The organism is Arthrobacter sp. TJ-263, from assembly GCF_058269155.1.
The window spans coordinates 1,800,860-1,815,398 of sequence record NZ_JBZCNE010000001.1 but is presented as its reverse complement, the minus strand read 5'-3'; the positions used below and the strand labels follow the sequence as shown (position 1 = coordinate 1,815,398).

Here is a 14,539-nt window from a genome sequence, read left to right as displayed (position 1 = left end):
CGACCGGACACAGACAGGACAGGACTGCCCATGGACCAGCAGGCGAAGGCCCGGCACCAGCCGCGCATCCTCGCGATCGTGCTCGCCGGCGGTGCGGGAGGGCGCCTCGGTGCGCTCACCGATCACCGGGCGAAGCCCGTCATGCCCGTCGGCGGCAGCTTCCGGCTGATCGACATCCCCCTGTCCAACCTGCACCACAGCGGCATCTCCGACGTGTGGGTCATGGAGCAGTACCAGCCGAAGACCATCAACGACCACCTCCGCAACGGCAGGCCCTGGGACCTCGACCGCACCCGCGGCGGGCTCCTGGTGCTGCCTCCCTTCAGCGGGGGCGACGGCGAGGGGTTCGCCGAGGGCAACGCCGACGGACTGCTCCGGCAGGCCGACTCCATCCGCGACTTCGCACCGGACCTGGTCCTCGTCCTCAGCTCGGACCACCTCTACCGCCTCGACTACCGCGACGTCGTCGCCACGCACCTCGACAGCGGGGCCGCGCTCACCATGGTCACCGCGGACTTCGACGGCGACGCCTCCGCCCACGGCGTCGTGGCCGTGGACGACGACGGCCGCGTGACCGACTTCGCCTACAAGCCGGAGGAGCCGCGGACGCGCATCGTCACCACGGAGATCTTCCTGTACACCGCGGCGACCCTCCTCGACGCCCTCGAGCGCCTGGACGGCACCGAGGGCAGCCTGGGTGACTACGGGCACCACCTGGTGCCGCACCTGGTGGAGCAGGGTTCCGTGGTCGAACACCGGCTCCAGGGGTACTGGCGCGATCTCGGGACGCCGGCGAACTACCTCCGCGCCCACCTGGACCTCGTGGACGGTGAGGGTCTCGACCTCTCGGACCCCGACTGGCCCATCCTCACCGAGCCGCCGGAACTGGTACCGGCGTTCATCGGCGACGGGGCCGTTGTCGGCAGCTCGCTGATCGCCCCCGGCGCGCGCGTGCACGGCACGGTCCGCCGGAGCGTCATCGGCTCGGGTGCCACGGTGGAGGCCGGGGCGGTCGTGGAGGATGCCGTCCTGCTGAACCGGGTGCGGGTGGAGGCCGGGGCGGTGGTGCGGCACGCCATCGTGGACTCGGACGCCGTCGTCGACGGCGACCGCCTCGGTGCCAGTCCGGACGAGCCCGCCGTCGTCGGGCGGGACGGGCTGATCGACGACTGACCCGTTTTGGTCACGCCTCATCCGGCCGGTAGGATGGTAGGGCGTTTGGCTGTGGCTGATGACGCCCGTCCACGGACGGGAGGAATTTGCCCAGCAACCCGCGACTACCTAGAATTCAAGGCTGTGCCGGCCGCAAGGCCGTGCCCCGCCTGAACTTCACCGTCTTCCCCGCGGCGAGGCGCTTCGGCAGGTTCTCACCCTGCCAGGTCAACCTCCGGAAAGCTGCAGTAATAACGGTGTCATTACTGGTGGCGGGACGCCCAACAAGTGATTCCGTCACGTTCATCTAATCTGGAGGAGAGTTATGGCAGCCCACTGCCAAGTGACCGGAGCCGAGCCCGGCTTTGGACACAGCATTTCGCACTCGCACCGCCGTAACAAGCGCCGGTTCGACCCCAACATTCAGAAGAAGCGCTACTACGTGCCTTCCCTGCGCCGCAACGTGACGCTGCAGGTCTCGGCCCGCGGTATCAAGACCATCGACGTGCGTGGCATCGACGCGGTCGTCGCGTCCATCCTCGCGAGGGGAGTGAAGCTCTAATGGCCAAGGACAAGGACGTACGTCCGATCATCAAGCTGAAGTCCACCGCCGGGACGGGCTACACCTACGTGACGCGCAAGAACCGTCGTAACGATCCGGACCGCATGGTCCTGATGAAGTACGACCCCAAGATCCGCAAGCACGTCGAATTCCGAGAGGAGCGCTAACCATGGCCAAGAAGTCAAAGATTGCTCGTAACGAGCAGCGCAAGGTCATCGTCGAGCGCTACGCGGCCAAGCGCCTCGAGCTCAAGAAGACCCTCGTCGACGAGAACGCCACCGACGAAGCACGCGAAGCCGCACGCCTCGGCCTGCAGAAGCTTCCCCGCAACGCCTCGCCGGTGCGCCTGCGCAACCGCGACCAGATCGACGGCCGCCCCCGCGGCACGCTCCAGAAGTTCGGCATCTCCCGTGTCCGCTTCCGTGACATGGCACACCGTGGCGAACTGCCCGGCGTGACCAAGTCGAGCTGGTAGACAGCCCCCGGGGCGCCGAGCCCCACCGCATCACCCGCCGCCCCGCGCGGTAACCGAAGAAGCCGTCACCCCCCGGGTGGCGGCTTCTTCGCGATCATGCCCCGGCCACGGCCGGAAAACAGCCTCGAAACGGCCGTCTTTCCGCCGAAAAGCCGCGTGAACACGCGGGTCGGGGCGTCCAAGCTGGTAAGTTTTCGGACAGAGGCTTTTCGAATACCGCGAAGAGCTCTTTCCGAAGAGTGACGTCCAGGAGGACAAAATTGGCTAAGAACCGTAGTGAACTTGTTGCAGAGGTAGCGGCGAAGGCCGACACCAGCCAGGCCGCCGTCAACAGCGTCCTCGATGCGCTGTTCGACGTCTTCTCCGAGTCCATCGCCAAGGACGAGAAGATCACCATCCCCGGATGGCTCGCCGTCGAGCGCACCAGCCGCGCAGCGCGCACGGGCCGCAACCCCCAGACCGGTGAGACCATCCAGATCGCCGCCGGCCACAGCGTCAAGCTGACCGCCGGCTCGAAGCTGAAGGCTTCCGCCAAGTAGTCCCAGGACCGACACCAGGGGACCGCTGCCATGAGGCAGCGGTCCCTCGGCGTTAAGGGGCCCTCCCGTTCGGCGAAGGCCCGGAGGAGATTGGCCCTATTTCTACTCGGGGTAGAGAATGGTGTATGTGCCGACCACTGTGAAGGAACCCCGGGAGACCGCCGCCGCTTCCTCCCCCGAGCGAGCCCTCGCGACCGGCTGGCTCGTCCTGGCCGGGGCCGTCGTCCTCGGCGCCCTCGTCGTCGCCCTGCTCTACACGGGGGCGGCCGCCGCGCGTCAGCTCGGAGACCCCGGCGCCCTCACCCGGTGGGGCCTGCCCGTCGCCAAGGTGCTCAACAACACGGCGGCCGCAGCGACCATCGGCGCCCTCGTCCTCGCCGTCTTCATGCTCCCACGGAGGGTCGGACCCCGCGGCCGGAAGCCCGCGGAGACCGCCGCCGAGCATCCTGCCTTCTCGCGCGTGATGCTGCTGGCCTCCGTCTCCGCCGTCGCCTGGACGCTCGGCGCGCTCGGCGTCATGATCTTCACCTACTCGGACGCGGCAGGACTGCCGCTCAGCACCGACCCCGCCTACACGCAGGGGCTCGCCGCCTTCCTCACCGACTTCTCCACCGGGCGCGCCTGGCTCGTGACGACCATCGTCGCGGCCGTCCTGGCCACCCTCCTGTTCGGGGTGCGGTCGCAGACCGGCCTGGCCCTCACCCTGGTGCTCGCGCTCCTGAACCTGCTGCCCATGGCCCTGATCGGCCATTCCGCCAGCGGTGACGACCACAACGCCGCGGTGAACTCGATCGCCCTGCACCTGGTGGGCGTCTGCCTGTGGGTCGGCGGGATCATCGCCCTCGCCGTGGTGGGCGGCGCGCTCGGCGGGCAGACCCTGCCGGTCCTCCAGCGCTTCTCCGCGCTGGCCGGCTTCGCGTTCGTCCTCGTGGTCGCCTCCGGCGTGGTGAACGCCAGCCTCCGGATCTCGGACCTCGGGCAGCTCAGCTCCCCGTGGGGACTGCTCGTCACCTTCAAGACCATCGCCACGATCCTGCTCGGCGGGATCGGCTGGATGCACCGGCAGTGGATCATCCCGCAGCTCGGGGCTCCCGCCGGGACCGCCGCGTCGAAGATGTCCGCACGCCGCGTCCTGTGGCAGCTCATCCTCGTCGAACTCCTCATCATGAGCGCGGTGCTGGGGGTCGCCGGGGCCCTCGGACGCACGGCCCCGCCCCGCTCCGAGGAACTGCCCACCGAGGCGGGACCGGCGCGGATCCTGACCGGCTACGACCTCCCGCCCGAGCCCACCGCGGCGCGCTGGGTCACCGAGTGGCGGCCCGACTGGCTGTGGATCGCGGTCGCGGTGATCTTCGCCGTCGCATACGTCCTGGGCATGCTGAAGCTGCACCGCCGCGGCGACTCCTGGTCGCCGCTGAAACTCATGAGCTGGCTGGTCGGCCTGGCATGCCTCACCTACTTCACCTCCGGCGCGCCCGCCATCTACGGCATGGTGCTGTTCAGCGCGCACATGGTGGACCACATGGCCCTGACGATGGTGGTGCCGCTGTTCCTCGTCCTCGGCGCACCCGTCACCCTCGCGCTCAAGGCGCTCAGCGCCCGGCGGGACGGCACGCGCGGCATCCGGGAATGGATCCTCGTGATCGTGCATTCGCTGCCGTCGCGGATCATCACGCACCCGCTCGTCGCAGCCGGCAACTTCGTCGCGTCGATCGTCGTGTTCTACTACTCGCCGCTGTTCGGGTTCGCGCTGCGCGAGCACGTGGGCCACGAGCTCATGATCACCCACTTCCTGATCACCGGGTACATCTTCGTGCTGTCCATGATCGGCTCCGATCCCGTGCCGTTCCGTGCCCCGTACCCCATGCGGCTGCTGCTCCTGTTCGCGACGATGGCCTTCCACGCCTTCTTCGGCGTCACCCTCATGGGCTCGACGTCGCTGCTCGAGGCCTCCTGGTTCGGCAACATGGGCCGTGAGTGGGGCGCCTCCGCCCTCGCCGACCAGCAGGTGGGCGGCGCCGTGACCTGGGGCGTGGGCGAGATCCCCACGCTGCTGCTCGCGATCGGCGTCGCGATCGTGTGGTCGCGCTCGGATGCGCGGGAGACGAAGCGCAAGGACCGCGCGGCGGACAGGAATAACGACGCCGACCTCGCGGCTTACAACAGCATGTTCGCCGACCTCGCCGCGCGCGACGCCGGACCCGCCCGCGCAGGGCAGCAGCCCGCGGCGCGGGCGACCACCACCGCAGGAGACGATGAATGACCGAGACCACCGTGCGCACTGGCTACCGGGTGCGCGGCTCAGCCCTGACCGGCCGTAACTGGCTCAACACCGGCGGCAGGCAGCTGCAGCTCGAGGACCTCCGCGGAAAAATCGTGATCCTCGATTTCTGGACCTTCTGCTGCATCAACTGCCTGCACGTCCTCGACGAGCTCCGGCCGCTCGAGGAGCAGCACTCGGACGTCCTGGTGACGGTCGGCGTGCACTCGCCGAAGTTCGAGCACGAGGCCGATCCGGACGCGCTGGCCGCCGCCGTCGAGCGCTACGACATCCACCACCCCGTCCTCGACGACCCGGAGCTGACCACGTGGCAGGCCTACACGGCCCGCGCGTGGCCAACGCTCGTGGTGATCGATCCGGAGGGCTACATCGTGGCGCACCTCTCCGGCGAGGGCCACGCCGCCGGCCTCACCTCGCTCGTCGAGGAGCTCGTCGCCGAGCACGAGGCGAAGGGCACGCTGCACCGCGGCGACGGCCCGTACGTCCCGGCGGAGAGCACCGCAGGGGACCTGAAGTTCCCCGGCAAGCTGCTCGCGCTCCCCGCCACCGGTACCTTCCTCGCCGGCGACACGGGCCACCACCGGCTCGTGGAGCTCGAAGCTGACCTCGTCACGGTCCGCCGCACCATCGGTTCCGGTGCGAAGGGCTTCCGCGACGGCGGCGCCGGCGAGGCGGAGTTCAACGAGCCGCAGGGGCTCGCCCTGCTGCCCGCCGCGCTGGCCGCGGAGGTCGGGTACGACGTCGTCGTCGCGGACTCCGTGAACCACCGCCTGCGTGGCGTGGACCTCGCCACGGGGGAGGTGCGCACCCTCGCGGGCAACGGCACGCAGCGACTGCTCGACGCCGGGAACCACACGAAGACCGGGCTGCAGGAGAACGCCTTCGAGGTGGACGCGGAGAGCGAGGCGCCCCGCCTCACGGAGACGGAGCTCGGCACCGATGCGCTGAACGTGTCGCTGTCCTCGCCGTGGGACGTGCTCCATTCGACGGTGCTGGACCGCGTGGTCATCGCCATGGCCGGCACGCACCAGATCTTCACCTACGACCCCCGCTCCCACGCCGTCGACATCCTCGCCGGCACGGGACTGGAGGGACTGCTCGACGGCGATGCGTCGACCGCGTGGTTCGCCCAGTCCTCGGGCCTCGCGGAGGATGCGAACGGCAGCATCTGGATCGCCGATTCGGAGACCTCCTCCGTGCGCATCCTGTCCTTCCTCGAGGTCGGCGGCCGCCGCCGCGTGCAGGTGCAGACCGCCGTCGGGACCGGCCTGTTCGACTTCGGTTTCCGGGACGGCGACGCCGGACAGGCACGGCTGCAGCACCCGCTCGGGGTCGCCGCGCTCCCTGACGGGTCCATCGCCATCGCGGACACCTACAACGGCGCCGTCCGCCGGTACGATCCCGCCACCCGCCAGGTGTCCACGCTGCTCCGCGGCCTGTCCGAGCCCTCCGACGTCCTCGTGGACCTGACCCCCGTGGCCGACGGCGGGGACCCGCTGCTGATCGTCGTCGAGGCCAACCGGCACCAGCTGGTCCGTGTGCCGCTGCCCAAGGAGGCCCTCGCCGTCGACGAGGGAGCATCCCGGACCCAGCGGCCCACCACTGCGATGTCCGCGGGCCCCGTGGGACTCACCGTGCGCTTCACGGCGCCGAAGGGCCAGAAGCTCGACGACCGCTGGGGTGATCCCACCCAGCTGAAGATCAGTGCGTCGCCGGAATCGCTCCTCGTCTCGGGCGGCGGCACGTCCACCGGCCTGACCCGCGAGCTCGTGCTCGCCCCTGAGGCGGGCGGCGGGGTCCTGCACATCACCGCCCGCGCGGCGTCCTGCGACGGCGAGCCGGGCGGCGAGATCCCCGACCACGCCGCCTGCCACCTGTACCAGCAGGACTGGGGCATCCCCGTGACGCTCTCGGCCGACGGCGAGACGAGCCTGACCCTGGACCTGAGGGGCCTCGACTGACCCTCCGGCAGGAGGTGACCGCCCTCCCCCCACTGTGCCGGCACGGCGCCGGCAGCATCATGACGAGGAGCGCACCATGACGAACGACCACCGACCCGCAGGCACCGACTCGGGGACAGCCCTCGTGGTGGGGGCGACCGGCATCGCCGGATCGGCCCTCGTCGAGAGGCTCACCGCCGACGGGTGGCCCGTGCTGGCCCTGTCCCGCCGGCCCGGGGCCGAGCGTGAGGGGGTGCGCTGGCTGTCCGCGGACCTGACCTCGGCCGAGGAGCTCGCGGCCGTCCTGGCACCGGAGCACCCGACGCACGTCTTCTTCACCGCCTGGTCCCGCAGGGACACCGAAGAGGAGAACATCTAGGTCAACGCCGCCATGCTGCGCGACCTGCTCGCCGCCCTGCGCGGCAAGGAGGTGGCCCATGTGGCCCTCATGACCGGGCTCAAGCACTACCTCGGGCCGTTCGAGGCCTATGCGGCGGGGGAGATGGCGGATACGCCGTTCCACGAGGAGGAGCCGCGCCTGCCGGTCCGCAACTTCTACTACGCGCAGGAGGACGAGCTGTTCGCCGCGGCGGCGGAGCAGGGCTTCACCTGGTCGGTGCACCGCGCGCACACCGTGATCGGCCACGCCGTCGGCAATGCCATGAACATGGGGCTCACGCTCGCCACGCAGGCGGCACTGTGCAGGGATGCGGGCGAGCCGTTCGTGTTCCCCGGGTCGGAGACGCAGTGGAACGGGCTGACCGACATGACGGACGCCGGCCTGCTCGCCGAACACATGGTGTGGGCGTCGACGACCCCGGCAGCCGCCGACGAGGCGTTCAACATCGTGAACGGCGACGTGTTCCGGTGGCGGTGGATGTGGCCGCAGCTCGCCGCCTGGTTCGGGGTGGACTGGGAGGGTTACGACGGCGCGCCGCGGCCGCTGGAGCAGGCGATGGCCGGGCGGCAGGACCACTGGGCGGACCTCGCAGGGCGCCATGGCCTGGTGGAACCCCGACTGGACCGCATGGCGTCCTGGTGGCACACGGACAGCGACCTCGGGCGGGGCATCGAGGTGGTCACCGACATGGGCAAGAGCCGGGTCGCCGGCTTCACCGGGTACCGGCGGACCCTCGACGCGTTCACGGCCCTGTTCGAGCGCTACCGCGCGGAGAAGCTCATCCCCTGACGCCCTGCCCGGTGCGACGGCGCGGGACGGCCTAGTAGCGGACGACGGGCGTCACGGTGACCTCGTCCTCGGTCACCGTGAGATCGGCCTCGAACTCGAACGGGACGGTCTCGGACACGTCCCGGACCGCTCCGGAGAAGAAGTCGCGCAGCTGCGTGTCGATCCGCGCGGACCCGCGCAGCGGCCCGAGGAGCCACTCCTCGCCGTCCAGGGTGACGCTGACGGCGGGGTACTCCTCGATGGACCAGGCGATGTCCCCGGCCAGGCGCTCGTTCGTCACGTAGTTGAAGGGGCAGTTCGTGGGCTGGAAGACGGTCTGCTCCGCGCACCCGTCGAGGAAGGCCCGCAGGTCCTCGTCGACCGCCCGGGCGAGTTCCGGCGTCGCCTCGGTGGCCAGGGCCAGGGGAGGCGGCGCCTCCCGGCTCGTGACGACGGCGTGCTGCTCGGGGGCGGCGACGTACTGCCCGTCGTACTGCGCGGTGATGGCGGCCGGGTAGAAGGAGGCCAGACCGGCCGTGCCGTCGGGGAGCCCGACGTCCACGCCGTTCACCGCGGCCTCCACGCTGTTCAGGGCCGTGACCTGCACGGTGGGCAAAACGGACTGCTCGAAGCGCCAGACGTTGAAGAAGCCCCATTCGGTGCCGATGCGCTGGAGCGGGAAGACCGTCGTCGTCTCCACGCCGTCGAGGGTGTACGTCACAGGTACCTCGACGCGGTCGTCATCCGTCTCCCGTGCATCGCCGACCTCGACGTCCTCCACGGCCGCACTCGCCCGGCGGAGGGCGTCGCCGTCCAGCAGGGCTGGGTTCGACCCCTCCGGGACCGACGCGTTGAGCAGCCCCAGGGCCGCCCCGCCGTCGCCGTCCCGCAGCGCCTCGAGGTACAGGTCCACCTGGTGTTCAGGGCTGTAGAGCCGTCCGTTCATGAAGGACACCGTGGCGACGAAGGCCGCGCCCAGGAGCATGAGCCCGAGCAGCCACGCTGCGAGGACCTTCATGACCGGGGTGATGTGCACGATCCCACGTTACCGGCTGGCCCGGATCAGCCGGGCAGGAAGCCCAGGACGGTCCCGACGACGGCGCACACGAGCCCGGTGATCGCGATCCGGCGCGAGCCGCGATGGGGCTCCTCGAGCGACCAGTGCGCGGGGTGCCGGGCCTGATAGAAGATGATGACGTCCTTCCCCGGCGGCAGCGGGGGAGGTGCCGGTGTCCGGTCCCGCCGTCGTCGTGAGCCACTGGACCACAGGGCCTCGACGATGCGGAACCGGTGGTCGTGCCAGCGCAGGTAGGGGTGCCCTTCGTGCTCGAACGTGATGGCCTGCGTCCTGCTCCACGAGCCGTCCACGAGCCGCATGACGAGCGCGGCGCTGAGCAGCACGAGCCCCAGCACGGTCAGGGTGGAACTGACGATCTCGATCAGCATGATCGGGGTCCGTCCGGACGGCGGCGCATCGGGTCAGTACCACCGCCGCGTGCGGTGCTTGGTACCGAAGAGCCCGCGCGCCAGTTCCTTGCCGATGACCCCGGCGGCCTTCAGCGCCAGGTCGGTCATCTCGCTCCGGTCGGGGCTGCGGCCACCGGCCGGCCGGCCGGTGCCCTGCGCGTCGCCCGGCACGTCACCCTGCGCACGCCCTCCGCGTGCCTCCCTCGGACGGGACGGGACACCGAGGATGTCCTCCTCGATGCGGCGCGCCTCCGCGTCCCGCTCCTCGCGCGGGGCGCTCGGGGCCTGACGGCCGGGCAGGGGTGCCGCGGTCCCGGATGGGCGGCGCGCGGCCAGTTCCTCGGACGCGGAGTGGCTGTCGACCGCCTCCCGGTAGCGGGGCAGGAGCGGGGAGGCGGCGACGACGGCGGCAACGGTGCCCTCCGGTGCCCGGCCCATCACCGATTCGGGGGAGCGCAGGCGCGTCCAGGCGACAGGGGTCGGGGAGCCCTCCTCGTCCATGACCGTGACGACGGCCTCCCCGATGCCCGCCGAGGTGAGCACCTCCTCGAGGTCGTAGGGGCTCACGGGGAACGTCGAGACGGTGGCGCGGAGTGCTTTGGCGTCGTCGGGCGTGAAGGCGCGCTGGGCGTGCTGGATCCGGTTGGCCAGCTGGCCGAGGACGTCCCCCGGGATGTCCTTCGGCGTCTGGGTGACGAAGAAGATGCCCACGCCCTTCGACCGGATGAGCCGCACCGTCGTCTGGATGGCTTCCCGGAAGGCCTTCGACGACCCGGCGAAGAGCAGGTGCGCCTCGTCGAGGAAGAACACGAGGCGGGGCTTGTCGACGTCGCCCACCTCGGGGAGTTCGGCGAACAGGTCCGCGAGCAGCCACATGAGGAAGGTGGAGAAGAGACGCGGCTGCTGCTGGACGGTGACGAGCTCCAGCGCCGTGATGATGCCCCGGCCGTCCGGAGCGGTCCTGAGGAGATCGGCGGTGTCGAACGCGGGCTCTCCGAAGAAGGACCCCAGGCCCTGGGCCTCGAGGGTGACCAGCTCGCGGAGGATCACGCCGGCCGTCGCCTTCGACAGCCCGCCGAGCGACTCCAGGCCGTCCTTGCCGTCCTCCGAGGTGAGGAAGCCGATGACGGCGCGCAGGTCCGCGAGGTCGTACAGTTCCAGGCCGTTCCTGTCGGCGTAGTGGAACACGAGCTGGAGGCTCGATTCCTGCGTCTCGTTCAGGTCCATGACCCGGCTGAGGAGCAGGGGCCCGAAGGCGGAGATGGTGGCCCGGACGGGGACGCCGTCGCCGTCGCCGCCGAGGGACAGGAACTCGACGGGGAAGGCCCTCGGCGTCCAGTCCTGGCCCACGCTCGCCGTGCGCTTCGCGAGCCGGTCCGACGCCGTCCCGGGAGCGGACAGGCCGGTGAGGTCCCCCTTGATGTCGGACAGGAAGACGGGGACGCCCTGGGCGGACAGCTGCTCGGCGAGCACCTGCAGGGTCACCGTCTTGCCGGTCCCCGTGGCGCCCGCGATCAGGCCGTGCCGGTTCATCATCGCGAGGGGGAGGCGGACCTGCGCGTCGGTGTGGAGGGTGCCGTCCACGAGGGCGGCGCCGAGGTGCAGCGTGGGCCCCTCGAAGACGTAGCCGGCGCTGATATCGGTGACCTGGGCGGCGCCGTCGTGTTCGACCATAGGGCCAGACTACACAGCAGGACCGGCACCCTTCCGGGCGCCGGTCCTGTCAGCAGGTGCGCCTCTCCGGGCGCGGATGCGGGTCCTGTCAGCCTGCGGCGTGCTTGCCGCCGGCCGCCGTCGCTCCACCGGTCCGGCCGGCGTCGACGGTGGTGTTCCCGCCGGTCGCGCCGTTGCCGCTCCCGAAACCACCGGAGTCCGCCCGGCGGTCGGCCTGCTGGGCGGTCGCGATCTCCTCGGCGCGCTCCTCGGCGGCCTCACGCGTCAGCGCGGCGCCGGCCTCGGCATCACGCGTCAGGTTCTCCCCGGACTCGGCATCGAAGAGATGGAGCTTCCGGGTGTCCACCCAGAGCTCCGACTCCCGCCCGCCCCTGATGCGGCTCGAGGCGTCGAGGGTGACGACGACCTGCGGGCGGAGCTCGTCGGCGTCCATGTCGCGCGCGAGACCGTTGAGCAGGTCCCGCATCTCGGGGGCCGGATCGAAGTTGATGTACCCGTACTGCTCGTTGCCGAGCCATTCGGTGTGCGTCAGGGTGGCCGCGAAGGTGGAGCCGTGGGGCCTCTTGCTGTCCTCCACCAGCTTCGCGTCCTCGAAGAACTCGGGCCGGACGCCGACGAGGACCACCTTCTTGCCGGCCGCCTTCTGGGCCTTCTCCTGGGGGATCTCGAGGTCCCCGATGGCGGTCTTGAGGGTGGTGCCCTCCAGGGTCGCCGGCAGGAAGTTCATCGACGGCGAGCCGATGAAGCCGGCGACGAAGAGGTTCCGCGGCTGCTCGTACAGCTCGCGCGGCGAGGCGATCTGCTGCAGCTCGCCCTTCTTCAGGACGGCCACGCGGTCGCCCAGGGTCATCGCCTCGGTCTGGTCGTGGGTGACGTAGACGGAGGTGACGCCGAGGCGCCGCTGCATCTGGGAGATCTCGGACCGCATCTGGCTGCGGAGCTTGGCGTCGAGGTTGGACAGCGGCTCGTCGAAGAGGAACGCGTCCGCCTGCCGCACGATCGCGCGGCCCATCGCGACGCGCTGCCGCTGGCCGCCGGAGAGGTTCGCGGGCTTGCGCTGCAGGTGGTCGGTGAGTTCCAGGGTCGCCGCGGCCTCGGTGACGAGCTTGTCGACCTGCTCCTCCGAGTGCTTGCCCTTGGCCAGGCGCAGGGGGAACGCGATGTTCTCGTACACGGTGAGGTGCGGGTACAGGGCGTAGTTCTGGAACACCATCGCCAGGTTGCGGTCGCGGGGCGCCTTGTCGTTCACGCGCTGCCCGTCGATCAGGAGGTCGCCCTCCGTGATGTCCTCGAGGCCCACGATCATGCGCAGCAGCGTGGACTTCCCACAGCCGGACGGACCCACGAGGATGATGAACTCGCCGTCCGCGATGTCGATGCTGATGTCGTTGACGGCGGGGAACCCGTCGCCGTATTTCTTGACCAGGTGGTTGAGGGTGATTGAAGCCATGGTGCGAATCCTTTACTTGAACCGCGGGCGTTAGCCCTTGACGGCGCCCGAGGTCAGGCCTGAGACGATCTGGCGTTGGAACAGCAGGACCAGCAGGACGACCGGGATCGTGACGATGATCGCGGCCGCCGAGATGGCACCCGTGGGTGACTCGAACTGCGAGGCTCCGGTGAAGAAGGCGAGCGCCGCCGGAACCGTGCGAGCCGCTTCGGTGGAGGTGAGCGAGATGCCGTACACGAAGTCGTTCCACGCGATGAAGAACGCGATGATCGCCGTCGTGAAGACACCCGGGGCGGCCAGCGGCACGATCGCCTTGCGGAACGCCTGCCAGGTCGTCGCCCCGTCCACCTGGGCCGCCTGCTCGAGCTCCCACGGGATCTGCCGGAAGAACGCGGCGAGGGTCCAGATGGAGATGGGGAGGGTGAGCGAGAGGTACGGGATGATCAGGCCGAGCCAGGTGTCGTAGAGACCGATGGTGCGCCACAGGTTGAACAGCGGCGTCACGATCGAGATCACCGGGAAGATCGAGACGGCCAGCGCCGTCGTCAGGATGACCTTCTTCCCGGGGAAGTCCAGGCGGGCGATCGCGTAGGCGCACAGCGTCGCCAGGACGACGGCGATGAACGTCGCGATCAGGGCGATGCCGACCGAGTTGCGCAGCGCCGAGAGGAACAGACCCTGGGCGTCACCGACGAGGATCTGCTCGTAGTTGCTCGTCGTCGCCGTGCCCGACGACGGGAGGAACTTACCGCTCGTCAGATCACTGGGCGTCTTGAAGGACGTGGCGAGGATCGAGACGACGGGGAAGAGCGCGTACACGAGGACGAGGACCGAGACGATCGCCCACAGGACTTTTCCCTTGGTGCTGGTGTTCGTCATTACTTTCCTCCCTGCGATCCGGCGAGATCGACCTTGAACAGCTTGATCGCCACGAAGCAGATCAGCAGGACGCACACGAACAGGAGCACGGACACGGCGGAGCCCAGCCCGATCTCGAGCCTGCTGATCGATTGCCGGTAGGCGAGCAGCGACAGCACTTCCGTGCCGTAGGCGCCGTTGGTCATGATGAACACGTTGTCGAAGATGCGGAAGGCATCCAGGGCCCGGAAGAGCACCGCGACCATGATCGCGGCCTTCATGTTGGGGATGATGACCTTGCGCATCTGCTCCCACCAGGTGGCGCCGTCGACCTTCGCCGCCTCGGTGAGCTCGTCCGGAACCTGGGCGAGGCCGGCGAGGAGCAGCAGCGAGATGAACGGCGTGGTCTTCCAGATCTCGGACGCCATGATGACGAACAGGGCCGTACCGCCCTGGGCGAACCAGTTGAGGTTCTCGTCGATACCGGGCACCCAGCTGAACCAGTTGTTCACGTAGCCGGAGTTGATGTCGAACGCGTAGAACCAGGCGAACGCCGACACGACGGTGATGATGCCGTACGGCACGAGGATCGCCGTGCGAAGCGGTCCGCGGATGGACTTCAGGGCCTTGTGCATCACGAGTGCGAGGGCGAAGCCGAGCACGAGTTCGACGACCACGGTGACCACGGTGATGAACACGGTGGTCCGGAGTGCGATCCACCAGACCGGGTCCGTGAGGATCACGGCGTAGTTCTCGACGCCGATGAACGCCCGCTCGTCCGGTGCTGTGAGACGGAACTGGAAGAGGGAGTCGTAGACCGCTTGAAGGATCGGGTACAGCGTGACGGCCAGCATGACCAGGAACGCCGGCCCGGCAAGTATCCAGCCGAGCCGCCGTTCCGCTCGCGCCCTGTCGCTGTACTGCATTCGCGGCTTCTTGCCGTTGCGGTTGCCGCTGCCGACGTCCAGCCGCG

Annotated in this window: 13 protein-coding genes and 1 pseudogene; 8 read left to right on the top strand and 6 right to left on the bottom strand. The window is 69.7% G+C overall.

The window, feature by feature from the left end; all coding sequences use genetic code 11:
- The first annotated feature begins 30 nt into the window (after window positions 1-30).
- From AC4D2F_RS08620 to AC4D2F_RS08585, 8 genes and pseudogenes are all read left to right on the top strand, one after another.
- Window positions 31-1,173 (top strand): glucose-1-phosphate adenylyltransferase family protein, encoded by a 1,143-nt coding sequence (locus tag AC4D2F_RS08620; RefSeq protein WP_490910181.1) that lies wholly within the window; start codon window positions 31-33, stop codon window positions 1,171-1,173.
- 304 nt (window positions 1,174-1,477) lie between these two features.
- Window positions 1,478-1,714, top strand: coding sequence for a 50S ribosomal protein L28 (gene rpmB, locus AC4D2F_RS08615; RefSeq protein WP_043441573.1), 237 nt, complete (start codon window positions 1,478-1,480; stop codon window positions 1,712-1,714).
- A complete protein-coding gene (gene rpmG / locus AC4D2F_RS08610) occupies window positions 1,714-1,881 on the top strand; it encodes a 50S ribosomal protein L33 (RefSeq protein ID WP_019481734.1) in 168 nt (55 codons plus the stop codon). The genes rpmB and rpmG overlap by 1 nt, the downstream gene beginning before the upstream one ends.
- 2 nt (window positions 1,882-1,883) lie before the next feature.
- A complete protein-coding gene (gene rpsN / locus AC4D2F_RS08605; RefSeq protein ID WP_026545363.1) occupies window positions 1,884-2,189 on the top strand; it encodes a 30S ribosomal protein S14 in 306 nt (101 codons plus the stop codon).
- Window positions 2,190-2,449: 260 nt separating this feature from the next.
- The gene (locus AC4D2F_RS08600; protein WP_043441577.1) at window positions 2,450-2,728 is read left to right on the top strand and encodes an HU family DNA-binding protein; all 279 of its coding nucleotides are present in this window, start codon (window positions 2,450-2,452) and stop codon (window positions 2,726-2,728) included.
- A 127-nt stretch (window positions 2,729-2,855) separates the two neighbouring features.
- A complete protein-coding gene (locus tag AC4D2F_RS08595; RefSeq protein ID WP_490910180.1) occupies window positions 2,856-4,991 on the top strand; it encodes a bifunctional copper resistance protein CopD/cytochrome c oxidase assembly protein in 2,136 nt (711 codons plus the stop codon).
- The gene (locus AC4D2F_RS08590) at window positions 4,988-6,970 is read left to right on the top strand and encodes an NHL domain-containing thioredoxin family protein (protein WP_490910179.1); all 1,983 of its coding nucleotides are present in this window, start codon (window positions 4,988-4,990) and stop codon (window positions 6,968-6,970) included. Before AC4D2F_RS08595 ends, AC4D2F_RS08590 begins: the two co-directional genes overlap by 4 nt.
- 76 nt (window positions 6,971-7,046) lie before the next feature.
- Window positions 7,047-8,138: pseudogene (locus AC4D2F_RS08585) on the top strand (SDR family oxidoreductase).
- Window positions 8,139-8,169: 31 nt separating this feature from the next.
- On the opposite strand, the gene AC4D2F_RS08580 reads toward AC4D2F_RS08585, so the two are convergent.
- From AC4D2F_RS08580 to AC4D2F_RS08555, 6 genes are all read right to left on the bottom strand, one after another.
- The gene (locus tag AC4D2F_RS08580; RefSeq protein ID WP_490910178.1) at window positions 8,170-9,153 is read right to left on the bottom strand and encodes a hypothetical protein; all 984 of its coding nucleotides are present in this window, start codon (window positions 9,151-9,153) and stop codon (window positions 8,170-8,172) included.
- 26 nt (window positions 9,154-9,179) lie between these two features.
- A complete protein-coding gene (locus AC4D2F_RS08575) occupies window positions 9,180-9,563 on the bottom strand; it encodes a hypothetical protein (RefSeq protein ID WP_104167908.1) in 384 nt (127 codons plus the stop codon).
- Window positions 9,564-9,596: 33 nt separating this feature from the next.
- Window positions 9,597-11,258 (bottom strand): helicase HerA-like domain-containing protein, encoded by a 1,662-nt coding sequence (locus tag AC4D2F_RS08570; RefSeq protein WP_490910177.1) that lies wholly within the window; start codon window positions 11,256-11,258, stop codon window positions 9,597-9,599.
- Between the two features lie 88 nt (window positions 11,259-11,346).
- Window positions 11,347-12,708: an ABC transporter ATP-binding protein gene (locus tag AC4D2F_RS08565; RefSeq protein WP_490910176.1), complete on the bottom strand. Its 1,362-nt coding sequence runs from the start codon at window positions 12,706-12,708 to the stop codon at window positions 11,347-11,349.
- A gap of 30 nt (window positions 12,709-12,738) precedes the next feature.
- Window positions 12,739-13,587 carry a carbohydrate ABC transporter permease gene (locus tag AC4D2F_RS08560; protein ID WP_490910175.1) on the bottom strand — a complete coding sequence of 283 codons (849 nt, stop codon included), beginning with the start codon at window positions 13,585-13,587 and terminating at the stop codon, window positions 12,739-12,741.
- Window positions 13,587-14,492: a carbohydrate ABC transporter permease gene (locus AC4D2F_RS08555; protein WP_490910536.1), complete on the bottom strand. Its 906-nt coding sequence runs from the start codon at window positions 14,490-14,492 to the stop codon at window positions 13,587-13,589. The genes AC4D2F_RS08560 and AC4D2F_RS08555 overlap by 1 nt, the downstream gene beginning before the upstream one ends.
- Between the last annotated feature and the right edge of the window lie 47 nt (window positions 14,493-14,539).